Origin of the sequence: Streptococcus sp. HMSC073A12, from assembly GCF_001812815.1 — a bacterium.
Classification (GTDB): domain Bacteria; phylum Bacillota; class Bacilli; order Lactobacillales; family Streptococcaceae; genus Streptococcus; species Streptococcus vaginalis.
In genome coordinates, this window is sequence record NZ_KV810539.1 from 74,154 (window position 1) to 99,388 (window position 25,235).

At 38.9% G+C, this 25,235-nt stretch carries 25 protein-coding genes, 1 pseudogene and 1 other annotated feature; of the genes and pseudogenes, 18 read left to right on the plus strand and 8 right to left on the minus strand.

The genetic code is table 11. The features are described from left to right. Positions 1-5 precede the first annotated feature (5 nt). Together HMPREF2876_RS05670 and HMPREF2876_RS05675 are read right to left on the minus strand one after the other, a co-directional pair. Complete coding sequence (locus HMPREF2876_RS05670; RefSeq protein WP_101749702.1) at positions 6-965, minus strand: ribose-phosphate diphosphokinase; 960 nt, start codon at positions 963-965, stop codon at positions 6-8. Between the two features lie 83 nt (positions 966-1,048). Beyond that, positions 1,049-1,609 carry a CYTH domain-containing protein gene (locus tag HMPREF2876_RS05675; protein ID WP_024053073.1) on the minus strand — a complete coding sequence of 187 codons (561 nt, stop codon included), beginning with the start codon at positions 1,607-1,609 and terminating at the stop codon, positions 1,049-1,051. Between the two features lie 95 nt (positions 1,610-1,704). Between HMPREF2876_RS05675 and HMPREF2876_RS05680 the strand changes: the two genes are divergently transcribed. The 5 genes from HMPREF2876_RS05680 to mutY all read left to right on the plus strand — a co-directional run bounded on the left by HMPREF2876_RS05680 (position 1,705) and on the right by mutY (position 6,289). Further along, positions 1,705-2,376, plus strand: a complete 672-nt coding sequence (locus HMPREF2876_RS05680; protein WP_024053074.1) for a GTP diphosphokinase — start codon at positions 1,705-1,707, stop codon at positions 2,374-2,376. Then, entirely contained in the window at positions 2,360-3,178 is an 819-nt protein-coding gene (locus HMPREF2876_RS05685; RefSeq protein ID WP_024053075.1) for an NAD kinase, read from the plus strand. The genes HMPREF2876_RS05680 and HMPREF2876_RS05685 overlap by 17 nt, the downstream gene beginning before the upstream one ends. After that, positions 3,175-4,065, plus strand: coding sequence for an RluA family pseudouridine synthase (locus HMPREF2876_RS05690; protein WP_024053076.1), 891 nt, complete (start codon positions 3,175-3,177; stop codon positions 4,063-4,065). The genes HMPREF2876_RS05685 and HMPREF2876_RS05690 overlap by 4 nt, the downstream gene beginning before the upstream one ends. A gap of 10 nt (positions 4,066-4,075) precedes the next feature. Beyond that, positions 4,076-5,053, plus strand: coding sequence for a phosphate acetyltransferase (gene pta / locus HMPREF2876_RS05695; protein WP_070584449.1), 978 nt, complete (start codon positions 4,076-4,078; stop codon positions 5,051-5,053). A gap of 66 nt (positions 5,054-5,119) precedes the next feature. Continuing rightward, positions 5,120-6,289 (plus strand): A/G-specific adenine glycosylase, encoded by a 1,170-nt coding sequence (gene mutY / locus HMPREF2876_RS05700; protein ID WP_070241709.1) that lies wholly within the window; start codon positions 5,120-5,122, stop codon positions 6,287-6,289. Positions 6,290-6,402: 113 nt separating this feature from the next. Here the strand turns inward: mutY and HMPREF2876_RS05705 are convergent, their stop codons facing one another. From HMPREF2876_RS05705 to HMPREF2876_RS05725, 5 genes are all read right to left on the minus strand, one after another. Beyond that, on the minus strand, positions 6,403-6,750 hold the full coding sequence (locus HMPREF2876_RS05705) for a DUF6568 family protein (RefSeq protein WP_024053079.1): 348 nt from the start codon (positions 6,748-6,750) through the stop codon (positions 6,403-6,405). A 393-nt stretch (positions 6,751-7,143) separates the two neighbouring features. After that, the gene (locus HMPREF2876_RS05710) at positions 7,144-8,862 is read right to left on the minus strand and encodes a phospho-sugar mutase (RefSeq protein ID WP_024053080.1); all 1,719 of its coding nucleotides are present in this window, start codon (positions 8,860-8,862) and stop codon (positions 7,144-7,146) included. Between the two features lie 178 nt (positions 8,863-9,040). After that, the gene (locus tag HMPREF2876_RS05715; protein ID WP_024053081.1) at positions 9,041-9,604 is read right to left on the minus strand and encodes an ECF transporter S component; all 564 of its coding nucleotides are present in this window, start codon (positions 9,602-9,604) and stop codon (positions 9,041-9,043) included. After that, positions 9,588-10,139: a phosphopantothenoylcysteine decarboxylase gene (gene coaC, locus HMPREF2876_RS05720; protein WP_024053082.1), complete on the minus strand. Its 552-nt coding sequence runs from the start codon at positions 10,137-10,139 to the stop codon at positions 9,588-9,590. The genes HMPREF2876_RS05715 and coaC overlap by 17 nt, the downstream gene beginning before the upstream one ends. After that, positions 10,136-10,828, minus strand: a complete 693-nt coding sequence (locus HMPREF2876_RS05725) for a phosphopantothenate--cysteine ligase (protein ID WP_024053083.1) — start codon at positions 10,826-10,828, stop codon at positions 10,136-10,138. Before HMPREF2876_RS05725 ends, coaC begins: the two co-directional genes overlap by 4 nt. Before the next feature lie 137 nt (positions 10,829-10,965). Between HMPREF2876_RS05725 and HMPREF2876_RS05730 the strand changes: the two genes are divergently transcribed. From HMPREF2876_RS05730 to HMPREF2876_RS05740, 3 genes and pseudogenes are all read left to right on the plus strand, one after another. Beyond that, positions 10,966-12,636, plus strand: coding sequence for a formate--tetrahydrofolate ligase (locus tag HMPREF2876_RS05730; protein ID WP_024053084.1), 1,671 nt, complete (start codon positions 10,966-10,968; stop codon positions 12,634-12,636). Between the two features lie 103 nt (positions 12,637-12,739). After that, positions 12,740-13,283 (plus strand): annotated as a pseudogene (locus tag HMPREF2876_RS05735) (N-acetyltransferase family protein). A 1-nt stretch (position 13,284) separates the two neighbouring features. Then, positions 13,285-13,938: a DNA alkylation repair protein gene (locus HMPREF2876_RS05740; protein WP_042754200.1), complete on the plus strand. Its 654-nt coding sequence runs from the start codon at positions 13,285-13,287 to the stop codon at positions 13,936-13,938. A gap of 163 nt (positions 13,939-14,101) precedes the next feature. On the opposite strand, the gene HMPREF2876_RS05745 is transcribed toward HMPREF2876_RS05740, so the two are convergent. Further along, the gene (locus HMPREF2876_RS05745) at positions 14,102-14,794 is read right to left on the minus strand and encodes a YoaK family protein (RefSeq protein WP_024053087.1); all 693 of its coding nucleotides are present in this window, start codon (positions 14,792-14,794) and stop codon (positions 14,102-14,104) included. 346 nt (positions 14,795-15,140) lie between these two features. Here HMPREF2876_RS05745 and HMPREF2876_RS05750 point away from each other — a divergent pair, with 346 nt between their 5' ends. The 10 genes from HMPREF2876_RS05750 to HMPREF2876_RS05795 all read left to right on the plus strand — a co-directional run bounded on the left by HMPREF2876_RS05750 (position 15,141) and on the right by HMPREF2876_RS05795 (position 25,220). After that, on the plus strand, positions 15,141-16,217 hold the full coding sequence (locus HMPREF2876_RS05750) for an aspartate-semialdehyde dehydrogenase (protein ID WP_070584451.1): 1,077 nt from the start codon (positions 15,141-15,143) through the stop codon (positions 16,215-16,217). A gap of 54 nt (positions 16,218-16,271) precedes the next feature. Beyond that, positions 16,272-17,153, plus strand: coding sequence for a 4-hydroxy-tetrahydrodipicolinate synthase (dapA, locus tag HMPREF2876_RS05755; RefSeq protein ID WP_024053089.1), 882 nt, complete (start codon positions 16,272-16,274; stop codon positions 17,151-17,153). Between the two features lie 202 nt (positions 17,154-17,355). Then, positions 17,356-17,805 (plus strand): hypothetical protein, encoded by a 450-nt coding sequence (locus tag HMPREF2876_RS05760; RefSeq protein WP_081333915.1) that lies wholly within the window; start codon positions 17,356-17,358, stop codon positions 17,803-17,805. A 226-nt stretch (positions 17,806-18,031) separates the two neighbouring features. Continuing rightward, positions 18,032-18,166: a sequence feature (ribosomal protein L10 leader region), on the plus strand. Positions 18,167-18,204: 38 nt separating this feature from the next. Continuing rightward, positions 18,205-18,705 (plus strand): 50S ribosomal protein L10, encoded by a 501-nt coding sequence (gene rplJ, locus HMPREF2876_RS05765; protein WP_070584453.1) that lies wholly within the window; start codon positions 18,205-18,207, stop codon positions 18,703-18,705. Between the two features lie 70 nt (positions 18,706-18,775). Continuing rightward, a complete protein-coding gene (gene rplL / locus HMPREF2876_RS05770; protein WP_003024225.1) occupies positions 18,776-19,144 on the plus strand; it encodes a 50S ribosomal protein L7/L12 in 369 nt (122 codons plus the stop codon). A gap of 195 nt (positions 19,145-19,339) precedes the next feature. Continuing rightward, positions 19,340-19,858 carry a ribosome maturation factor RimM gene (rimM, locus tag HMPREF2876_RS05775; protein ID WP_024053092.1) on the plus strand — a complete coding sequence of 173 codons (519 nt, stop codon included), beginning with the start codon at positions 19,340-19,342 and terminating at the stop codon, positions 19,856-19,858. Beyond that, positions 19,848-20,582 carry a tRNA (guanosine(37)-N1)-methyltransferase TrmD gene (trmD, locus tag HMPREF2876_RS05780; protein ID WP_024053093.1) on the plus strand — a complete coding sequence of 245 codons (735 nt, stop codon included), beginning with the start codon at positions 19,848-19,850 and terminating at the stop codon, positions 20,580-20,582. The genes rimM and trmD overlap by 11 nt, the downstream gene beginning before the upstream one ends. A 131-nt stretch (positions 20,583-20,713) precedes the next feature. Continuing rightward, a complete protein-coding gene (locus tag HMPREF2876_RS05785) occupies positions 20,714-21,637 on the plus strand; it encodes a metal ABC transporter solute-binding protein, Zn/Mn family (protein ID WP_024053094.1) in 924 nt (307 codons plus the stop codon). Positions 21,638-21,645: 8 nt separating this feature from the next. Beyond that, entirely contained in the window at positions 21,646-24,207 is a 2,562-nt protein-coding gene (locus HMPREF2876_RS05790) for a pneumococcal-type histidine triad protein (protein ID WP_070584455.1), read from the plus strand. Between the two features lie 389 nt (positions 24,208-24,596). Further along, a complete protein-coding gene (locus HMPREF2876_RS05795) occupies positions 24,597-25,220 on the plus strand; it encodes an SAP domain-containing protein (protein WP_024053096.1) in 624 nt (207 codons plus the stop codon). Positions 25,221-25,235 lie beyond the last annotated feature (15 nt).

The window sequence follows — 25,235 nt, forward strand, 5'->3', positions numbered from 1 at the left end:
TCTCCTTATTTCTTTTTATTGTAAGCAAACAGTGGACTGACTGGTTTTCTTTTATGGATACGAACGATTGCATCTCCGATTAGCCCACTTGCAGTAATGTATTGAACATTTTTCGGAGTTTTTTCTTTCGTTGCAACTGAGTCAGTAACCAGGATTTCTTTGATAGGAGAGTTATCTAACTTTTCAGCGGCTCCCTCAACAAATAAACCATGACTAGAAACTGCATAAATCTCTGTTGCACCTTCGCGTTCAACAATTTTTGAGGCTTCAGCAAATGTACGACCAGTATTTAAAATATCATCAATAAGGATAGCTTTTTTCCCAGCTACATCTCCGATAATATAGCCTTCGTTACGGTGGGTATCGTCTTGAGCGTAGTCGATAATCGCAATCGGAGCATCTAAATGCTCTGCTAAGCTTCTAGCACGTTTAACACCAGAATTTTTTGGACTGACCACAACAACATCTTCACCAGACAAGCCCTTTTCACAGTAATGTTTGGCAAAAAGAGGAACGGTGTAAAGGTTATCAACAGGGATATCAAAGAAGCCTTGGACTTGGACAGCATGCAAATCTAGGGTTAGAACACGATCAACTCCTGCCTTAACCAGCATATTCGCTACGAGCTTGGCTGTAATTGGTTCGCGAGGAGCGGCTGTTCGGTCTTGACGAGCATAGCCAAAATATGGCATCACAACATTGACAGAATTAGCGCTGGCGCGATTGCAAGCATCCACCATGATGAGAAGTTCCATCAAATGATTATTGACAGGAAAACTTGTTGATTGAATGATAAATACATCAAAGCCACGCACGCTTTCCTCGATGTTTACTAGGATTTCTCCGTCTGAAAATTGACGTGATGAAAGTTTTCCAAGAGGCACATCAGCAGCTTTAGCAATTTTCTCGGCAATATCGTGATTGGAATTTAGTGCAAACAACTTCATCTGTGCTTTATCCGTCAGTATATTCATCATAACTTATTAAGACTCCTTTTGATTTCTACACTCCATTTTATCAAAAAATAAGTAAAATTTCAGCTTTTTATTCATAAGTTTTGAGCAAATCTTGCAACTTTAGGCTTTGCATATTTATAATGGATATGATGAGCTTGTAAAAAGCACTCGAATTGTTCTTTTCCAGTTTTTGCATCTGTCACTTCCAGCTCTAATTCGTAGTCTGTTTTGTCAAAATAATGATTTTCATCAAGTGCCATTAAGCCAATAGTGGTTTCTTTTTCATAGCGAATAGTTGTTAAGCTCCCTAGAATCTTTAATTTCTCGAGATTGATAGCAGCCTGAGTCAGCAGAGTGTGTATTTCTCCTTCAGGTAGCACACATGTATTGATGAGAGTGTGAGACTCTTCTAAAGTGAGAAATTGATTGTATTCCATATTACCGACCTGCTGCGGAATTTTTAAAGTTAATTCGGCACGAGTTTCAAAAGTACGAATCCGAAGTGCCATTTTTGCATCTCGAATTGAAAAGTCGGCTGTGTCAATATAGTAGTTTATCTGCTTGGTAGCTTTTATCTTTGAAAACAGTGGTAACAGCTGTTGGTACTCATTTTTTGTCAGAAGCGTTTTGTATTCAATTTCCAAATGATCCATTTTCCAATCCTTTTCTTTTGTTTGAAAGCGATTTATGTTATAATAAGTATTGTGTTTATTTTATAAAAAATTAAGTAAAATGACAAGGTGAGTGTATGCAATTAGAGTGGGAAGAGTTTCTGGATCCTTATATTCAAGCGGTTGGTGAATTAAAGATCAAACTGCGTGGGATTCGTAAACAGTATCGAAAACAAAAAAAACATTCTCCGATTGAATTTGTAACAGGTCGTGTAAAACCGATAGAAAGTATCAAAGAAAAAATGGCTTTGCGTGGGATTAAAGAGGAAAATCTAGCGCAAGATATGCAAGATATAGCTGGTTTGCGCGTAATGGTTCAATTTGTGGATGACGTAGAAGAAGTTTTGGATGTTTTACGAAAGCGCCACGACATGCGGATTATCCAGGAGCGAGACTATATTAAAAACCGTAAGGCTAGTGGATATCGAAGTTATCATGTCATTGTTGAATACCCAGTTGATACCATTGATGGCAACAAAACAGTTTTGGCAGAGATTCAAATCCGCACTTTGTCCATGAACTTTTGGGCAACAATTGAACATTCGTTGAATTATAAATATAAGGGTGAATTTCCAGATGAAATTAAGAAACGTCTAGAGATTACCGCAAAAATCGCCTATCAATTGGACGAAGAAATGGGGAAAATTCGTGATGATATTCAAGAAGCGCAAGCTTTATTTGACCCAATTAGTCGTAAATTAAATGATGGCGTAGGAAATAGTGACGATACAGATGAAGAATACAGGTAAAAGAATAGGGATTATCAGTAATCGTAGACGGCAAAGTCAAGAACTTTGTCGCCAATTAAAACAAAAATTAAAGCAAAATCATTTTATTTTGAATGATAATAATCCTGATATTGTCATTTCAATCGGTGGCGACGGGATGCTTTTGTCAGCCTTTCACAAATATGAAGATCAGCTAGACAAAGTTCGCTTTGTTGGTGTTCACACAGGACATTTGGGCTTTTATACAGATTATCGAGATTTTGAGTTGGACAAACTAATTGATAATTTAAAATTAGATACAGGTGCAAAGGTGTCTTATCCGATTTTGAATGTTAAAATTTTCCATGGAAATAATGAAATTTGTATAAAGCGTGCATTAAACGAAGCGACAATCAAGCGTTCTGGACGAACAATGGTCGCCGATGTTATTATCAATCAAGTGCATTTTGAGCGCTTTCGTGGTGATGGCGTTTCAGTATCAACGCCGACAGGAAGTACAGCTTACAATAAATCGTTGGGCGGAGCTGTTCTCCACCCAACCATCGAAGCTCTTCAGATTGCAGAAGTTGCAAGCTTGAACAATCGTGTGTTTCGGACTTTGGGCTCCTCAATTATCGTTCCTAAGAATGATAAAATTGAAATTGTGCCGACTTGGAATGATCGACATGCGATTTCGATTGACAATCAAAATTTTATGATAAATGATATTTCTAAAATTGAATTTCAAATTGATCAACATAAGATTAACTTTCTTGCTACACCGAGTCATACTAGTTTTTGGAATCGTGTCAAAGATGCCTTTATCGGCGAGGTGGAGGAATGAGGTTTGAATTTATCGCAGATGAGCATGTGAAAGTCAAAACCTTTCTAAAAAAACAGGAAATTTCCAAAAGTTTACTTGCAAAAATTAAGTTTTCTGGTGGGGATATTCGGGTAAACGGAAAGAAGCAAAACGCCATTTATTTGTTAGATATTGGTGACAAAGTTGCCGTTGATATTCCGGCGGAAGAAGGATTTAGCAGTCTATGTGCAGTAGAAAAAGAATTGGATATTGTATACGAAGATGAACATTTTCTGATTTTGAACAAGCCAGCAGGCGTAGCTAGCATTCCTAGTGTGAATCATTCCAATACAATGGCCAATTTTGTGAAGGCTTATTACATTGCAAATCATTATGAAAATCAGCAGATTCATATTGTGACTCGTTTAGACCGTGATACGAGTGGTCTGATGTTATTTGCAAAGCACGGTTATGCTCATGCAAGATTAGATAAACAATTGCAAAAGAAAGTCATTGAGAAGCATTATTATGCTTTGGTCAAGGGTTCGGCACCGTTAAAGCCAGAAGGAGATATTATTGCTCCCATAGCGCGTGAAGATAGTAGTATCATTACTCGCTGTGTGGCAAAAAATGGAAAATATGCTCATACGAGTTATAAAGTTTTAGCGCAGTATGATGACATTTATCTCGTGGATATTCATCTTCATACAGGACGAACACACCAGATTAGGGTTCATTTTTCTTATATTGGTTTTCCTCTCTTGGGAGATGACTTATATGGTGGAAGTATGACTGACGGAATAACGCGGCAAGCGCTTCATTGTCATTCATTGCGTTTTTACAATCCATTCCATAAGGAAGTTGTGAATAAATCAAGTCCTTTTCCGAAAGATTTTCAAACAGTCATTCAAAAATTAAGCAATAAGTAAGGAGTAAAACATGAAAATTTTTGAAACAATTCGTGAAACATTGCAAGACAAAGAAGTGAAGATTGTCTTACCAGAAGGTGAAGAACCACGTATTATTCAAGCTACTAAACGTTTGGTAAAAGAAACAAGTATCACACCTGTTTTATTGGGAAATCCTGAAAAAATTCGTATTTACCTTGAAATTGAAGGTGTGACAGAAGGTTATGAAGTCATTGACCCTCAAAATTGTTCATGCTTTGAAGAAATGGTGGCAGCTTTTGTAGAACGTCGTAAAGGAAAAATCAAAGAAGACGAAGCGCGTAAATTATTGAAAGAGGACGTCAATTATTTTGGTGTCATGCTTGTTTATCTTGGTAAAGTACAAGGTATGGTTTCTGGTGCGATTCATTCTACAGCAAGCACGGTTCGCCCAGCTCTTCAAATTATCAAAACACTTCCTTGGGTTTCTCGCACATCTGGTGCCTTTCTCATGGTTCGCGGTGAGGAACGCTATGTTTTCAGTGATTGTGCAATCAATATTGATCCAGATGCTAAAACATTAGCAGAAATTGCTATTAACTCTGCCTTGACCGCGCAAATCTTTGACATTGACCCTAAAGTAGCTATGCTGAGTTATTCAACTAAAGGTTCTGGATTTGGTGAAAAGGTTGATAAAGTCATCGAAGCAACGAAACTTGCGCAAGAAATGCGACCAGATCTTGCTATTGATGGAGAATTACAGTTTGATGCGGCATTTGTACCTAAAACAGCAGAGTTAAAAGCTCCTGGCAGCAATGTAGCTGGTCAAGCAACTGTCTTTGTATTTCCTGGTATTGAAGCTGGAAATATCAGCTATAAAATGGCAGAGCGTCTCGGTGGCTTTTCAGCAGTCGGTCCTATTTTGCAAGGATTGAATCATCCAGTAAACGACCTTTCACGTGGATGCAACGCTGATGATGTTTATAAATTAACATTGATTACTGCCAGCCAAGCAGTTGGTAATTATTAGAAAGCCAAGACAGAATCCAGAATTCAAGTTCTGGGTTCTCTTTTTATTTTATGTTATACTAAAGTTATGTTAGATTTGAAAAAATATGAAATTGAGATGTGGGAGGATGAAAAAATTGCCTCCTTTCGTCAAAAATTATTAGCTTGGTATGATGAGAATAAACGTGATTTGCCTTGGCGGAGAAGCAGTAATCCTTATCATATCTGGATTTCAGAAATTATGCTTCAGCAAACACGGGTAGATACGGTTATTTCTTACTATGAGCGCTTTTTAGCTTGGTTTCCGACAATCAAAGATTTAGCAATGGCTTCAGAAGAACGTTTGCTTAAAGCTTGGGAGGGGCTAGGTTACTACTCGCGAGTACGCAATATGCAACAGGCTGCTCAGCAGATTATGACAGATTTTAGTGGCGAGTTTCCTCACACTTACGAGGAGATTTCTAGTCTGAAAGGAATTGGTCCTTATACAGCAGGAGCTATTGCAAGTATTGCTTTTGGTTTGCCTGAGCCAGCGGTTGATGGGAATGTTATGCGGGTCCTGAGCCGTTTATTTGAAGTGAATTTGGATATTGGTGTCCCTGCTAACCGAAAGGTTTTTCAAGCGATGATGGAAATTCTGATTGACCCCCAAAGACCGGGAGATTTCAACCAAGCTTTGATGGATTTAGGATCAGATATTGAAGCACCTATCAACCCTAGACCTGATGACAGTCCAGTAAGGGAATTTAGCGCTGCTTACTTACATGGAACAATGGATAGATACCCTATCAAAGCTCCTAAGAAAAAACCAGTTCCAGTTTATTTGTATGGTTTAATTATCCAGAATAATCAAGGAGAATTTCTTTTAGAGAAAAATGAAACAAGCAGTCTTTTATCAGGATTTTGGCACTTTCCTTTGATTGAAGTAGAAGAATTTCCGGACGGTGAACAGTTATCCTTTTTTGAAGTGGCAGAAAATCAAGTTGCATTTGAATTATCTCCGCAAGAAAGCTTTGAGCAGGATTATGATGTGGTAGTGAATTGGCAGGAGCAAGCTTTTCCGACAATTCAACATGTGTTCAGTCATCGCAAGTGGCAGATTCGTTTGCTTTACGGTCGAGTAGCAAATATGATAAAAAATCAAAAAGAGGAACAAGTTCTGTGGCTGCATCCTGATGACTTTACCAACTATCCGTTTGCGAAACCTCAGCAGAAGATATGGCAAGCCTTTCAAGAAGGTAAATTAAAAGGAAATTAAATGTTAAGAGGCAGGGATAATATGTTCCCTGCCTCGCTTTGTGATTGTAAAAAGCTATTGCCTAGTTAGTTTATAATATGCTGTGAAGTTGGTGATTTATCTCAGCTTCATTTTTATAAGTTAGCGAATGACTTGATTTCGTCAGCCGTCATAGAGGAGTCACAACGGACAGTCACATGACTATTTTCTGTATGTAAAAATCCTGGTACAGTTGGGATTCCATATTCGGAACGGAAAGCTTGGAGCTCTTCCAGTTCACTAGGTTCCTCACTATTGATAAAGAAAATATGTGCTTGGGTTTCAGCGACAACACTAGCTAGCGTAGTGGCGAATTTACGACAGTAAGGGCACGTTTTACGCCCAATGAAAAAAGTTGCATTTTCTTTATTTGCAATGGCTTGTCGGGCACGTTCAACAGTCGTGACTTCTAAATCATTGATATCTTGTGTAAATTTATCCATAAAATAACCTCATTTCTTTTGTTCATTCTAGTATGCCACAAATAGGAAAATAATGCAGAGATTTGAAATGAAATGTAAAACATTGAAAGAGAGGTGAAACAGGACTAGAAATTGAAAATTTTAATTGTCGTGCTCTTGTTTCAAGACTCCGATATAAAATGTTTCCTAGCTATTTTGTATAGTCTCCCCTATAATGTTGAGCAAATGTTAAAAAGCGAAAAGACCTTGAGACCTGCTTCGAAAGATCTGTCTGCTATCTTAAAAAGCAGCATCTGAGCAATTATCTGTTATTTGTTACAAGACAACTTCGAGTCTGAGATATTCTTGTCCCAGACTCGAAGTTTGAATATTGTGGAAGTTAGAATGAGAAATCAAAGCCTTCTTACTTTTTGCTTATTTTACAAAATCATTGATTTCTGCTTCAATTTTTGCAATTTTTGCTTGAGCGTCTTGGCTAGAATTTCCGACAACAGCAATGTAGAATTTGATTTTTGGTTCAGTTCCTGAAGGACGTACAGCAATCCATGAACTATCAGCAAGTGTGTATTTTAATACGTCACTTGCTGGAGTTGTTAATTTCCTTACATTGCCGTCAGAATCGGTAGCGGTTTGTGCTTTGAAATCTTCTGTGACTGTAATAGCAGTAGCGTTGAATTCTTTCGGTGCATTGTCACGGAACTTGCTCATAATAGCTTTGATTTGTTCAGCGCCATCAACACCAGACAAAGTAACTGAAATCGTCTTTTCAGCATAATAACCATATTCTTTGTAGATTTCTTCAATTCCGTCTGCAAGAGTTAAGCCGCGAGAACGGTAGTAGGCAGCTAATTCTGCAACAACCAATACAGCTTGGATAGCATCTTTGTCACGCACAAATGGTTTAATCAAGTAGCCAAAGCTTTCTTCAAAGCCCATCATGTAAGTGTGATTGTGTTTTTCTTCAAATTCTTGAATCTTTTCAGCGATAAATTTGAAACCAGTTAAGACGTTAAACATGGTAGCGCCGTAGCTTTCAGCAATCTTGGTCACAAGATCGGTAGACACAATGGATTTGCAAAGTGCTGCATTGGCAGGAAGTGTTCCAGCAGTCTTGTGCGCTTCAAGGATATACTTAGCCATAATCGCACCGATTTGATTTCCTGAAAGATTGCGGTAGCTACCGTCTTTTTGGAGAACTTCAACACCCACACGGTCAGCATCTGGGTCCGTTGCGACAAGAACATCCGCACCAACTTTACGTCCCAATTCTTCAGCAAGAGCGAAAGCAGCTTGGTTTTCTGGATTTGGTGATTTGACAGTGGAGAAGTCTGGATCTGGCACGCATTGAGCTTCAACAACCTGAACAGAATCAAAACCAGCTTGGGCAAATGCTCGACGTGCTAACATTTCACCTGTACCGTGAAGCGGAGTGTAGACGATTTTCATGTCTTTTCCATATTCATCAATCAATTGTTGGTTGATGTTGACGTCTTTAACTTCCTTGAGATATTCGGCATCAATAGTTTCACCAATAACTTCAATCAAACCAGAAGCTTTTTCGGCTTCAACATCAGCTACTTCAATAGTAAATGGATTTTCAATGGCACGAATATAAGCTGTTAGAGCATCAGCATCATGAGGCGGCATTTGACCACCATCTTCGCCATAAACTTTATAGCCATTAAATGGAGCAGGGTTGTGGCTGGCTGTAATCATAATCCCGGCAAAAGCTTTTAAGTGACGAACTGCAAATGACAGTTCTGGTGTTGGACGGAGACTTTCAAATACATAAGATTTAATGCCATGTTTTGCTAAAACAGCAGCAGATTCAAAGGCGAATTCTGGAGAGAAGTGACGAGAGTCATAAGCGATAGCGACACCGCGTTTTTTGAAATCTTCATCTTTTTCATCAATCAAACGTGCTAAACCTTCAGTTGCCTGACGAACAACATAAATATTGATACGATTCGTACCAGCGCCTATCAGACCACGCATACCAGCAGTACCAAATTCAAGATTGGTATAAAAAGCATCTTCTTTTGTCTTTTCGTCCATCGAATCCAATTCTTTACGAAGGTAGTCTGGAAGTTCTGCAAAATCAAGCCATTTTTTGAAATTTTCTTGGTAAGTCATTACGAAATCTCCTTTTTAAAATAGGAAAGCTTATGAAAAATTAGTGAAAACAGGAAATGTCATTACCTGTTTAATAAAGGAGCGAGCACATCCAGTTTTCTCAATTTTTCAGCTTTCTGCATTGTTTAATCGTTTTCATTATAGCATTTTTTCATAAAAAAATCACGATTTCACGTGATTATTTTCTAACTTTTTCAAGGGCTGGAATAATGGTAACTGTCAGAATCGCAGAAATAATCATTTCAGCAATGGAATTGGTTGAAATGACAGATGCGAGTAAGAGCTGAATATTCCCATTATATACTTTGGAGAATAATAAGAAAATCCCTCCTAAAACAAAAATTGTATTTGTCAACGAACCGACTGTTCCAGCTAAGATAAGTCCGATCTTATTTTTAAGATATTTATAAACAAAATAAGGGGTGACTCCGATTAAGATTCGCGGAACAAGGGCAATGATGAGCGAATAAATATTCCCATTAGGTACAAACGGGCTAAACAAGTAACTGGTTGGCAAGAGAACAAGTGTGTTCGTAACCAGACTAATGATACCCATTAGCGCCCCTAAAATAGCGCCTACCTTTGGTCCATATAAAATACTTGCAATAATAACGGGAATGTGGACAATCGTTGGTTTGATTGGGACGGGAAAAAGGTTAAATATTACTGAACTCAATAGATGAATGACGAGCATAATCGCAAAAAAGATAGCAATTTGAGCAATATTAGATTGTTTCTTCATAAATCATTTCCTTTACTTTTTTTATAATTGTTTCTACAGAAGCAAGGGCGCCAATTCCGTGGTCACCACAGGCTAGGACGGTTTCTCTAGGCTGAATAATTTGCCAGCCGTATTTTTCTAGTTTAGATAGATTTTCTTGAGTGATTGGATTTTCATACATTTTGGTATTCATAGCTGGGGCTAATACCTTTTTGGCTGTTGATGGCAGAGCAAGTGCGGTACTGGTTATCATATTGTCTGCAAAGCCATTAGCTAATTTAGCGATCGTATTGGCGGAAGCAGGTGCAACTAAGAAAAGATCCGTTTGCTTGGCAATTTCAATATGATTGACCTTGTTTGGCGCAGGCTCCTCCATGACATCTGTATGCACTAAATTTTTCGACAATACTTGCAAAGTCAGCGGTGTAATGAAATTTGTAGCTGCTTGAGACATCAGAACAGTCACCTTTTGATTGTCTTTTGTCAATTGACTGACCAAGTCGGCAGCTTTATAGGCGGCAATGCTTCCTGTGACAGCTAGTGTAATATGTTTCATAGATTGTCCTTTGTGTGAATATGTGTCAGCAATAATTGGGCAATTTCTTCTTTAGTAGTGGCTTCTATTACGGAATCTTGTTTGACCAAGAAAGCATGATGTTGATTATTGGAAATATCATACAAGTCATTTGCTACAATTATTTCTGCTTTGTTTTTTATGAGACTAGCACGAGCAACTGTCAGTAATTCTTCCTTAGAAACACCAACTAAGAGTTTAAAGCCAATTAGACGGATATTGGGATTCCATTTTTTGACTTGACTGATAATTTTCGGTGTTTGTTTGAGAAAGAGCACTTGGTATTCATCTTTTGATGAAATCTTGCCTTGATCATTGGTCTTGTTTAAAAACTCTGTTAAATCCTGTGAAGCAGTGATTTGTTCAAAACCTGTCATGTAAATAGGCATGTAGTCAGAAACAGCCATTGAATGAATTAAAACACCATGAGTTTTGACTAAAGGCTGCATCGTTTCCAGCAAATCTTGTACATTTTCAATGATTTGAATGGTTAAATTCGGATGAGCAGCAGGCTTGACAGCACTCTGTGTAGTGACTAATGTAACTTGATCGCCTTGTGCTAAAAAACTCTCCGCAATAAGAGCACCAAGCTTTCCTGTTGAGTGATTCGTAATAGAACGAACTTGATCGATTTTTTCGCTCGTTCCGCCAGAAGTAATCAATAGTTTCATAACTAAATTTTACACAAAAAAAGTTAATTCGTAAATAGAAAAGACCTTTCCGAACGTTTTTGAGAATTTTAGCTTTGAAAGTGTTTGTTTTCTTTATTTTTTGGTATAATAATCCTATCAAAACTGGAGGATTCCAAATGAAAACGGATATAGAAATTGCTCAGAGTGTTGACTTGCATCCGATTGCTGATGTAGTGAAGAAAGTTGGAATTGATTACGATAATTTGGAGCTTTACGGTAAATACAAGGCGAAATTATCTTTTGACAAGATTCAGGAATTGCAAAAGAAGCCAGTTGGTAAGCTGATTTTGGTAACAGCCATCAACCCAACACCGGCCGGCGAAGGAAAATCAACTATTACTATTGGCTTGGCAGATGCTCTCAGCAAAATTGGAAAGAAAACCATGATTGCGATTCGTGAACCGTCTCTTGGACCAGTTATGGGAATCAAAGGCGGAGCCGCTGGAGGTGGTTATGCACAGGTTCTACCAATGGAAGACATCAATTTGCATTTCACAGGAGATATGCATGCGATTACCACTGCCAACAATGCCCTTTCTGCTTTGATTGATAATCATTTACATCAAGGAAATGCTCTAGGAATTGACCAACGTCGCATTATCTGGAAGCGCGTGGTAGATCTGAATGACCGTGCTTTGCGGCATGTGACCGTCGGTCTGGGCAGTCCGGTTAATGGAATTCCGCGGGAAGATGGTTTTGATATTACGGTTGCATCTGAAATCATGGCTATTCTCTGTTTAGCGACAAGTATTGAAGACTTGAAAGAACGTCTAGCTAATATCGTTATTGGTTATCGTTATGATCGGACGCCTGTTTATGTTCGAGATTTGGAAGTAGAAGGGGCTCTTGCTCTCATCTTGAAAGACGCTATAAAGCCCAATCTAGTACAGACTATTTATGGAACCCCTGCCTTTGTTCACGGTGGACCGTTTGCAAATATCGCTCACGGCTGTAATTCCGTTTTGGCAACGACAACAGCTTTGCATTTGGCGGACTACACGGTGACTGAAGCTGGCTTCGGTGCGGATCTAGGGGCTGAAAAATTCCTAGACATCAAAACGCCCAATCTTCCGACTGCTCCAGATGTAGTGGTTATTGTTGCAACTCTTAGAGCATTGAAAATGAACGGTGGTGTCGCTAAAGAAGATCTGACAACTGAGAATGTTGAAGCGGTTAAAGCAGGTTTTGCCAACCTCAAACGCCATGTGGGAAATATCCGTAAATTTGGTATTCCGGTCGTGGTGACTATCAATGAATTTGTGACGGACACCCAAGCTGAAATTGCCGTTCTCAAGGAACTTTGTGCAGAGATTGATGTCCCGGTGGAATTGGCTAGTGTCTGGGCAGATGGTGCTGACGGTGGATTGGCTCTTGCGGAAGTTGTGGTCAAAACGATTGAAACGAGACCTGCCAAATACACTCGACTCTATGACAACAATCTGTCTATCGAAGAAAAAATCGAGAAAATTGTCAAGGAAATCTATCGTGGAACAAAAGTCAATTTTGAAAAGAAAGCAAAAACTCAAATTTCTCAAATTGTCAAGAACGGCTGGGATAAGCTGCCAATTTGTATGGCCAAGACCCAGTACAGTTTTTCAGATAATCCAAATCTTCTAGGAGCGCCAGAAAACTTTGAAATCACTATCCGCGAAGTAGTTCCAAAATTGGGTGCAGGTTTTATTGTCGCCCTAACTGGTGATGTTATGACGATGCCCGGTCTGCCAAAACGCCCAGCAGCCCTCAATATGGACGTAGCAGCAGACGGAACTGCTATTGGACTATTTTAAAACGAAAAAGGTTCGAGAGAGCCTTTTCTTTTTGAATTTGGTAAAATATACATGGTGATATACTTCATTTTTATGAAAGTAATAAGAAGAAAGGAACGTTTGGATGAACATCAGATTAGAAAATAAAAACGACGCTGCTGCTCTCATTGCTATTTACGCACCCTATGTTGAGAAAACAGCCATTACTTTTGAGTATGATGTTCCGTCGGTGGAGGAATTTTCTGGTCGGATTGAGAAGACCTTGGAAAGGTATCCTTATCTGTTGGCGGAGGAAGAGGGAGTCATTCTGGGTTATGCTTATGCTTCGACTTATTATGGTCGAGAGGCATACAACTGGGCTATTGAGCTGTCGGTCTATGTAGCTGATGAGAATTGCGGCAGAGGGATTGGGAAGCAGCTTTATGACAAATTGGAAGAAATTCTTGAACAGCAAGGGTTTGTTCATTTTCTAGCTTGTATTGCTCTGCCGAATGACGCCAGTATTTCTTTCCATAAAAAAACTTGGTTATCAGCAAGTAGCGCATTTCCCAAAAATCGGCTATAAATTTGGCTGCTGACATGCTACAGTTTGGTTGCAGAAGAGTTTAGATAAACCAGCAAGACCAATTAAATTATTCAAAGATATGAATGTTGAAAGTGAATGGTAATATGAAAGTAGAAGATGTTTTCCAAGGATTAAAAGAAGTAGCAAACCCTGAAGATGCTATTCACATGAAAGCATACATGAAAGATCAGTTCGAGTTTTTAGTGGTCAAAACACCTATTAGGCGGCAAATTTCTAAAATATTTTTTAAGAAAAGTCACAAGTCTACGATAGATTGGAAATTTATCAATCAGGCTTGGGAAAATCCCTATCGTGAAATGCAATATGTGGTGCTGGATTATTTACAACTAAAACAAACATCTTTAGCCTCAAACGATTTAACAAAGGTAAAGAAATTGGCACAAACAAAGCCTTGGTGGGACACGATTGACTTTTTGTGTCGCTCGGTAGGTTATATTTGTTTACACTATCCTGAGACAAAGAAAATAGTATTGGATTGGAGTACGGATGAGGACATTTGGTTGCGCCGATTGGCTATCGAACACCAATTACTTCAAAAAGAGCAAACGGATGTCCAGCTGCTAGAGCAAATCCTGATTAATAATCTTAATAAGACCGAGTTTTTCATCAATAAGGCCATTGGCTGGGCACTTCGGGACTACTCCAAGACCAATCCCGACTGGGTGCGGGAATTTATCGAAAAATACAAAGACAGGCTGAGCAAACTCAGCATTAAAGAAGGAAGCAAGTATTTGTGAGATTGATAGATGAGGAAGAGGATCGATAAATGAAATATCGCAGGCAAGTATTGATGAACTAGCAAAAACCGAACCAATTCTCTTTGTGAGCATTACCCAAGAGGATTGGTTCGGTTTTTTGTCTTACTTAGTTCCTAGTTTGCTTTTCGATTTTCATTGAGTGTTAGATATTTTTTTGCTCTAAGTGATGTATATGATTGTATCTGGTATAATGAATGATAATAGTCGTCAAAATAGTAGTGACTGTCCAGATAGCGTATTGATGAATGAAACGTGTGAGAAATCCAGTAAAAATAGCACCGCCGATGAAACTAGCGACAATCATAGAGTAATTAGCCGCTTGCCTTCTAATAATATGTCTACGATCTTTAAAACGAATATATTCATACCAAGCAGTGACCATTCTCCGATAGTTTCCTGAAGTCATCATAATCATGTAGGGATAAGACTCGATTTTTGAGCCTGTATAAGTTAGCATGACCATGCCTGTAGAGGTTGCAAGTAATATCACCCAGATAAAATAATGAGAATGAAAAAAAGGAAAGAGGAAAGTCGTGAGAGTCAATGGTAAGACTCCCCAAGTACGCCAATGTGAGCTTTGCGCCCGTTCCTTAAGTAGAATACCAAGGATAAAGCCACAGGTAAAGAAGACAAGCGAAAGGATACGGTAAGCGGTCTTTACGGTTGGTCCATCCCAATCGGCTACGATTAAAATAATATTCCCTGTCTGAGTGGCGATTAGTGTACTAAATTGTATATGCGAAAAAACGTCTAGGCAACCACCCACAGCTCCTAGCAATATAGCCATTGTTCGCCTATCTTGAGGCATGGGGACAGGCTGTTTCGTAGTATCCATAACTTTATCCTCCTAAAAACTATTTTACTCTTTTAAGGCACCAATTTCAAATATGGATAAGCTAGAAAATCTCTCATAAAAAATAGTTTGACTTTTAGGATTCTCTATAGTAGAATGCTAGATATGCGATGAGTCGATAGGTGGCGCAAGCCACATATTGAGCATGGGAGGTCATATACGCAGGAGCGGACCTTGATGAGTTGTGTGAACCTGCTCATCACACGTAAGTGCCCTCAATCCCTACTTTTTAGTGGGGATTTTTTTCTTCTAAGTCTTTTCAATTCTTTAGAAAAGTAGTATAATACCAGCAATACACAAATTTTTTGAAAATTCAGAGAGGTATGTTATGGGATACACAGTTGCTGTGGTAGGTGCTACAGGTGCCGTTGGAGCTCAAATGATTAAAATGCTGGAAGAATCAACTCTTCCGATTGAGAAAGTACGCTACTTGGCTTCAGCTCGTTCAGCGGGGAAAGTTTTGAAATTTAAAGACCAAGACATCACAATTGAAGAAACAACGGAGACTGCCTTTGAAGGTGTAGATATCGCTCTCTTTTCAGCAGGCGCCTCAACGTCTGCCAAGTATGCTCCATACGCTGTCAAGGCAGGAGCGGTTGTCGTTGACAATACCTCTCATTTCCGTCAGAATCCTGATGTTCCTTTGGTTGTACCAGAGGTCAATGCACATGCACTTGATGCTCATAACGGAATTATTGCCTGCCCAAATTGCTCCACTATCCAGATGATGGTAGCTTTGGAGCCGATTCGTCAGAGATGGGGCTTAGAGCGCATCATCGTATCGACCTATCAGGCCGTGTCTGGAGCTGGTATGGGAGCTATTCTTGAAACTCAGCGTGAACTGCGTGAGGTCTTAAATGACGGTGTCAATCCGCGTGATGTTAAGGCTGAGATTTTGCCTTCCGGCGGTGACAAGAAACATTATCCGATTGCTTTTAATGCTCTTCCTCAAATTGATGTCTTTACGGACAATGACTACACCTACGAAGAGATGAAGATGACCAATGAAACCAAGAAGATCATGGAAGATGACACGATTGCGGTTTCTGCTACTTGTGTTCGTATCCCTGTTCTTTCAGCGCACTCAGAGTCTGTCTACATCGAGACAAAAGAAGTAGCACCCATCGCAGAAGTCAAAGCAGCTATTGCGAACTTTCCAGGAGCAGTATTAGAGGATGATGTTGCTCATCAAATCTACCCTCAGGCTGTTAATGCTGTCGGCAAAAAAGAAACATTTATTGGTCGTATCCGCAAGGATTTGGACGCTGAAAAAGGCATCCATATGTGGGTGGTTTCAGACAATCTGTTTAAAGGTGCTGCTTGGAATTCTGTTCAAATCGCTGAGACCTTGCATGAACGTGGCTTGGTGCATCCAACAGCAGAGGTCATTTTCAAATTGAAGTAAAATGTGAGATAATATTCGTATAGTTGTATTTTGCAGGCTAGGAGGACGATAGTTATGTCTATAGAAGATTTAAAAAAAGCAAGAATCATAACAGCACTTGTAACACCGTTTAAAGAGGACGGTAGCATTAACTTTGAGGCTCTTTCTAAGCTGATTGAACATCTTTTAGCGCATCATACAGAAGGATTGATTATCGCAGGAACGACAGGCGAAAGCCCAACTCTGACGCATGAAGAGGAGCTGGAATTATTTGCAGCAGTTCAAAAGATTGTAAAAGGGCGAGTTCCGCTGATAGCCGGAATTGGTACAAATGATACTCGAGATTCAGTTGAATTCGTGCGTGAAGTTGACAAATTTGGTGGTTTTGCTGCCGGACTTGCAGTAACACCTTATTACAACAAACCGACTCAAGAAGGTCTATATCAGCATTATAAAGCGATTGCGGAAGCTTCAAATCTGCCAGTCATCGTTTATAATGTTCCTAGCCGAACGGTTGCTGGTTTGACAGTAGAAACTTCCTTGCGCTTAGCACAATTGCCAAATATTATTGCAATCAAGGATTGTACAGGCATAGATGCTCTTACTCATTTGGTTGAAAACGCTCCACAGGACTTTCTAATTTATACTGGGGAAGACGGACAAGCTTTTCATGCAAAGGCAATCGGAGCACAGGGGGTTATATCTGTTGCGGCTCATACCAATGGAGATGACTTTTATGAAATGTTTGCTGCTTTAGATGAGGGTAAGCTGAAAAAAGCTGCTCAGATTCAACGTCAGCTGTTACCAAAAATAGAAGCTCTCTTTTCTGTGACAAGCCCAGCACCACTTAAAGCTGTGCTAAATTCTCAAGGGTTTGAAGTCGGACCACTCCGCCTCCCGCTTGTTGCCTGTACAGAGGAAGAAAAAGCCTATATCCTTCCATTTTTTGAAGATTGAAGGAAGCATTTTAGGCTTGTAAAATGTTGGGAGCATTTACGATGAACTAGTGAATTTTTTATTACGGAGGACTTTAGCATTTAAATCTGCAAGAAGAAATGTTTGAAAAGATAAAACTAGGCTGAATGGAAACACTGATATTACAAGATTGTCATATTTTTTGTTATGATGAGATAAGGGTGGGATATTTAGTATAATAGAAATGGATAAATTGAAAGTTGATGAGAAGTTGGAACATATGAAGAAAAGAAAATTGAGAATCAGTTCCATTGAAATTATGGCGATTTTAGGATTATTAATTTGGCTACTCACAATATTTTTAAGAAAATATTATTCAATTAATTCAGTTGTTCCTATGTTTTATGTCACACCTAGTTTTGGAGGAGCATGGATTGCAACAGCTATGCTAAAACAACCTTTTAGTCCAACATTCAGTACAAATAAAGTCTCAACTATTGAATTTTCTAAAAAGACACTTATGTATATATGTATAGTGTTTGTACTGATGTCTTTTATTAATGAGCTATTACCATTGATTAATACTAGTGCAGTATTTGACGTATACGATGTGCTTGCTACTGTATTAGCGGAAATCATAGCTTTTAGCATACCTGTCATTCTAAAAGAAAAGACTTTAATAGATTATCGTTGATTTTGGGAAGATTAAAAAACCAGTGTCGAACTGAACAAGGAATAAAAACACATCAGACAGACGGTAGAAATGAAACATTCTATCGTCTTTTCGTATTAGCCTTTACCATTTTCTCTTTTTTCCAACAATTTAATAAATCTGCTAACTAAAAAGAATAGATTTTCGTTCTAATTATAAAAATTATTAAAAACTCTTGCAATCTTTTTTTTCTTATGTTACAATAATCATTGGTTTGAAAAAACTGCCTAAGACAGTAGGGGAGCTCGACTCATAAAGATCCTACCGAGGACAAAACGGATCATGTAAAAGAAACGTATTGTACTTTCGTGTCTAGGTTTGGGCGCGTTTTTCTTTTGGAAAAATTTCCCAAGCAAAATAATTACGGAGGTGAAACACTAAATGAGTGAAGCAAGTATTGCTAAAAAAGCGGAACTAGTTGATGTAGTTGCTGAAAAAATGAAAGCAGCTGCAAGTATCGTTGTTGTGGATGCTCGTGGTCTTACAGTTGAACAAGACACAGTTCTTCGTCGTAATCTTCGTGGAAGCGAAGTTGAGTATAAAGTTATTAAAAACTCAATTTTACGTCGTGCAGCTGAAAAAGCTGGACTTGAAGGTCTTGCTGATGCATTTGTTGGACCATCTGCTGTTGCATTTTCAAATGAAGATGTTGTAGCACCAGCAAAAATCATCAATGATTTTACTAAAGAAGCTGATGCACTTGAAATTAAGGGTGGAGCTATTGAAGGTGCTGTTGCATCTAAAGAAGAAATCGTTGCTCTTGCAACTCTTCCAAATCGCGAAGGACTTCTATCTATGCTACTATCTGTGCTTCAAGCACCAGTTCGCAATGTTGCTCTTGTAGTCAAAGCGGTTGCAGACAACAAAGAAGAAGCAGCTTAATTTTAAGTTGCGCGTAGCCTATGCTACAAACTAATAATAAATAACGAAAACATATTTGGAGGAAATGACAATGGCATTGAACATTGAAAATATTATTGCTGAAATTAAAGAAGCTTCAATCCTTGAATTGAACGACCTTGTAAAAGCTATCGAAGAAGAATTTGGTGTAACTGCAGCTGCTCCTGTAGCTGTAGCTGCTGCTGGTGCTGGTGAAGCTGCCGCTGCAAAAGATTCATTTGACGTTGAATTGACTGCAGCAGGCGACAAGAAAGTCGGCGTTATCAAAGCTGTTCGTGAAATCACGGGTCTTGGTCTTAAAGAAGCTAAAGAACTTGTTGACGGAGCACCAACTGTTGTTAAAGAAGGTGTTGCAACTGCAGAAGCTGAAGAAATCAAAACTAAATTGGAAGAAGCTGGAGCTTCAGTTACTCTTAAATAATAGAGTATCGCAAGAAATTGCGGAAGCCTAATAAATCAAGGTTTTAGAGTTGCTTAAGGCGATTTAAAATCAGAGGAATGATGTCATTCCCCAATTACCCCACTAAGGATTTATCTTGGTGGGGTTTTTGTTTTCTTGAGAATTCCCTTTATTCATGATAGAATAGATAGAATAATGCTAGTATTTGGAGAGAAAATGAACTATTATAATGTTGGAAAAATTGTGAATACGCAAGGTTTGCAGGGTGAAATGCGTGTTATGTCTGTGACGGATTTTGCAGAGGAGCGTTTCAAAAAAGGAAGTGTTTTAGCTCTTTTTGACAAGAAGGATAATTTTGTCATGAATGTGGAAATTGCCAGTCATCGCAAGATGAAAAATTTTGATATTGTCAAATTCAAAGGAATGTATCATATCAATGACATTGAAAAATATCGTGATTTTACCTTGAAAGTGGCTGAGAAAGACTTATCGGATTTAGATGAGGGCGAATTTTATTATCATGAAATCATCGGCATGAATGTTTATGAACAGGATGTTTTGATTGGAGCTATTAAAGAAATTTTGCAACCGGGTGCCAACGATGTTTGGGTGGTAAAGCGAAAAGGCAAGCGTGATTTACTGTTACCTTATATTCCGCCTGTTGTGTTGAATATTGATCTTGAAAATAGTCGAGTAGATGTGGAAATTCCGGAAGGACTGGATGATGAAGATTGATATTTTAACATTATTTCCGGAGATGTTTGCTCCGCTGGAGCATTCAATAGTTGGCAAGGCGCGTGAAAAAGGATTGTTAGAGATTCACTATCATAACTTTCGGGAAAATGCAGAGAAATCACGACATGTTGATGATGAGCCTTATGGAGGCGGTCAAGGAATGTTGCTCAGAGCGCAACCAATTTTTGATGCTTATGATGCGATTGAAAAAAAACAGCCACGGGTTATTTTGTTAGATCCCGCTGGTCGAACGTTTAATCAAGCCTATGCGGAAGAACTTTCTCAAGAAGAAGAATTAATCTTTATCTGCGGGCATTATGAAGGTTATGATGAGCGGATTAAAAGTTTGGTGACAGACGAGGTTTCTCTTGGAGATTATGTTTTGACCGGTGGAGAGTTGCCTGCTATGACGATGATCGATGCAACAGTACGACTGATTCCTGAAGTTCTTGGTAAGGAAGTTAGTCATACTGATGACAGTTTTTCATCAGGTCTTTTAGAATATCCTCAATATACTCGTCCTTATGATTTTCGTGGAATGGTTGTGCCAGATATTTTGATGAGCGGTCATCATGAAAATATTCGAAAATGGCGTCTGTATGAGAGTTTGAAAAAGACTTATGAACGTCGTCCAGATTTATTAGAAAAATATGAATTAACAGCCGAAGAAGCAGGAATGCTAGAAGAGATTCGTAGAGAAAAGAGCAATGATATAAAAGATTAAAAGTTTTCTAATTTAGAGGACTTTTTCTTATTGTTAAAAAAATAGATAAAAAATTCTTGACAGTTAATTTCTATCGTGGTATCATATTAACCAGTTAATAAACTGGTTAAACACTAGTTGAGGAGTGATATATGAAATTAAAGAAATATATATTTTCTATTTTTGTGGTAGGGTTGACTTTGTTGTTGACAGCGTGTGGAACAAGTACAAAAAAACAGAGTAAAGGTCTGAAAATTGTAACAAGTTTTTATCCGATTTATGCTATGGTCAAAGAAGTATCAGGCGATTTAAATGATGTTCGGATGATTCAGTCAAGTAGCGGTATTCATTCTTTTGAACCATCAGCCAACGATGTAGCAGCTATCTATGATGCAGATGTCTTTGTTTATCATTCTCATACCTTGGAGTCGTGGGCAGGAAAACTAGATCCAAACTTGAAAAAATCCAAAGTAAAAGTTCTTGAAGCGTCAGAAGGTATGAAGCTGGAGCGTGTGCCGGGATTAGAAGATGTTGCTGCTGGTGAGGGAGTGGATGAAAAAACTCTATACGATCCGCATACTTGGTTAGATCCAGAAAAAGTGGCAGAAGAAGCGCAAATTATCGCGGATAAACTTTCGAAGATTGATAGTAAAAATAAAGAAACCTATCAAAAAAATGTGAAAGAGCTGGTAGCTAAGGCAAAAGAGTTGACTAAAAAATATCAACCGATTTTTAAAGCGGCGAAACAAAAAACATTTGTGACGCAGCATACGGCCTTTTCTTACTTAGCGAAACGATTTGGTTTAACTCAGTTGGGAATTGCTGGGATTTCACCAGAGCAAGAGCCTAGTCCACGTCAGCTGACGGAAATTGAAGAGTTTGTGAAACAATACAAGGTCAAGACAATTTTTGTGGAAAGCAATGCTTCTTCAAAAGTTGCTAAAACCTTGGTCAAATCTACAGGAGTGAAATTAAAAGAATTGAATCCTTTGGAGGCTGACCCACAAAATAATAAAACTTATCTTGAAAATCTAGACGCCAATCTAGCGGTATTGGCAAAAGAATTAAAAAAATGAGGAGAAATATGAAGAAAAAATATATCATTGGTTCTATTGCAGTTCTTGCATTGAGTATTTGTGCGTATGAGCTGGGGCGTTATCAGAGTGTTTCTAGCAAAGCAGACAATCGTGTGGCTTATGTTGATAGTAAGTCCAAAGAAAAAGGGAAAAAGGCTGAGAATTTAACTCCAGATGAAATAAGTGCCAAAGAAGGAATCAATGCAGAGCAGATTGTCGTTAAGATTACAGACCAAGGCTATGTAACTTCTCACGGGGATCATTATCACTATTACAATGGGAAAGTTCCTTACGATGCCATTATCAGTGAAGAACTGATCATGCGCGATCCAAACTACACTTTGCAGCAGTCTGATATTGTCAACGAAGTAAAAGACGGTTACATTATCAAGGTGAATGGCAAGTATTATCTTTATCTGAAAGATCCAAATCATACCAGCAATGTTCGGACAAAAGAAGAAATTGCTCGTCAAAGGGAAGAATACAGTAGGAAAGGGCATAAGGGCTCAAAAGGAACTGTAACAACAGCTGTCAAAGAAGCTCGTGCGCAAGGTCGTTATACGACAGACGATGGCTATGTCTTCAATCCAACTGATGTCATTGAGGATACAGGTGATGCTTTTATCGTGCCGCATGGCAATCATTTCCACTACATTCCAAAGAGCGATTTGTCTCCTAGTGAGTTAGCTGCTGCTCAAAACTATTGGGACAATAAAACAGGCAAAAGTCGTCCACAATATCCGTCCAATTCAGGTCAAATTCCTCGGTCAAACAGAGGAATGAACCATCCATCGTTGGACTATCGTCCTGCTAATCTGGGAACGTCTAAGCATATAGGAAATCAGCAAACTCAGCCTTCTCAACCAGCTCCAAAACAAACTGAAACGAAGCGCGGAAATAAAGCTGAAATCATTAAATTACTGCGGCAATTGTATGCGACTCCTTTGAGTTATCGGCATGTAGAATCAGACGGTCTGGTATTTGACCCAGCACAGATTACAAAGCGGACTTCTAATGGAGTGGCTGTTCCGCACGGCAATCATTATCATTTTATCTATTACAATAAAATGTCTGACTTGGAACGAAAGATTGCGCAGATGATAACGCCGGGTGCGGATTATTCTGAAGCTAAGCAGTCGGATCAAGCGCAACAAGATCATCAAGCAACACCAGATAAAAATCAGCAAGATACTGGCAAAACTTCTGATAAAAACGAGAAGAAAGAAGAATCTGCTGAAACGGAAATTAGCGATGAGCAAATCAAAACTTTCCTTGCTAAAGCAGAAGCTTTGTTAGAGAAGGTTTCAGATGCACGTCAAAAAGCAAACTTTGAAGAGCAAATAAATGGTCTCAACTCAAATCTGTTATTAGGCATAGAAGAGAAAGAGAGCCTGCTTGCGAAAGCAAAAGCTTTGTTAGCTGAAATGGTGAAAGCAACTGGTTCAGATAATGATTCTGCTGGTCAAAACACAGAATTTGCAAAGAAAGCGAAAGTTGTGTTGATGTCTATCCGAAAAGCACTGGAAGAAAAGGGAAATGCAAGTGATAAACTGGCTCAAGTGAATGATTTGCTCCAAAAAGTGGCAGACAAGAATGCGGATAAATTGGCTTTGCTAGACCAAGTCTTGAAACTCTCCGCCGAAGTGCACCCTGATCGTGCAGGCAAAGCAAATTCGCAAATTGCTTATACGGCTGATGAAGTAGCATTAGCTAAAGCTGTAGGTCGTTATGCAACATCGGACGGTTATATCTTTGATCCACATGATGTGATTAAAGATGAAGGAGATGGCTATACTGCTCCACACATGACACACAGCCACTATATTCCTAAGAATGATTTGTCAGAATCTGAGCGTAAAGCGACGGAAGAGTATCTGAAAACGAAAACTCCGGAAAAGAAAGAGGAGAAGCCAAGTACGGATCCAAAACAACCTCAAAAAGAGACTGCACAAGCAATCTATGAGCGTGTGACACCAGCTAAAAAAGTTCCGGTTGAGGCAATGCCATATCATACGGCTTATGTTGTGGATTACAAGAATGGGCAATTGATTATTCCGCACCATGATCATTATCACAATATTTCTCTCTCTTGGTTTGACGAAGGTCTTTACAACGCGCCAGAGGGTTATAGCATGGAAGATTTCCTTGCTACGGTGAAATATTATGTGCAAAATCCAAACGATCGTCCTCACTCTGATGATGGCTTTGGTAATGACAGCGACCATGGTAAGCAAAACCAATCAGATGATGGCAAGAATTATGCACCAAATGAAGAGCCAGAAGATAAGAAAGACGACTCTGCAAGTAAAGAGGTAGATGATGAAAAGGAAAATTCAGAAGGGACTGAAAAACCAACAGTTAATGCTGAAGAAGAAGCTGAAAAGGCACGCGCAGCAAGCTATGGATTGTCTCTGCAAGATTTCCGAGCAAAAATGATTAAAATTGCTTTTAAATATGGTTTGAGCTTAGAAAAGTTTACCTATCATCCTGAAAACAAGACGGTCAGCTATACTGATACAACAGGTGCTGTCAAGTCTATCAATGTACTCACAGGAGAAATGGTTTCTTAACAACACACCCCTTAAGAGTTGGAAATTTATTTTCCAGCTTTTTTGTTGTTCTATGTTTATAAAGGGAAGTTTATCTTGTCCGCCGGGCGGATAAGATAAACTAAAAGAGATTCACTCCGTCCGCTGGGCGGATAAGATAAACTAAAAGAGATTCACACCGTCCGCCGAGCGGACAAGCAAAACCAAAAGGAATTCATTCTGTCCGCCGAGCGAATAGAACAAACCAAAACTAATTTATCCTGTCCGAGGGTCGGCTTGTCTCAACCAAAATTGATTCACTTCGTCCGACCCTCGAACGACTTTTTATAAACTAACAAATCTATCATTTTTGAGGAATGACTTTATTGGTGGTATAATAGGTTATGAAAAAGAGGGAAGGGAAACACATCATGCGGGATAGACCGGATTTTACAACGATAAAAACTTATCAAGAGTTTTCTCAATATTATTGGTATCGTGCAGAATTGGCAGACATTTGCAAACGATTGGGGAAGGAGCATTCAGGGGTCAAAAAAGAGCTAGAAGCACAAATCAAACAATATTTTGCAGGGAATGTTGCTCAAAAGAAAGTCCGTTTAAAGACTAAGAAAGAGAAAGATGTAGAGCTTACTTTAGACACGCCCTTACTTACTTGTGGTTTTGCATTTAATACCCGATTTCGGGAGTTTTTCGCTCAGCAGACGGGTAGCAGTTCATTCAAGTTTACAGCGGACATGGCGGCAGCTTGGCGAAAGGTAAAAGCTGAGGGGAATGACCGATTTACTCTGCGAGACATGTTAGCCATTTATCAGGGACAATCAACTTACGCAAAATACGATAATGCTAGTTGCCAATGGAATCAATTTCTCAAAGACTTTTGTGCTGATGAGAATAATGCTGCTTTTCAGCCAAAACTAAAAGTTGCTGCTATTCTTTGGCAGAAAGTGAAACATTCAACCGCTCCTAAAGTCTATCACCAGCAGCTAGTAAAGAACTTTTGGGATGATATTTCTATGTATTGGAACAGGAAATAAGAAGAATGATTTGTC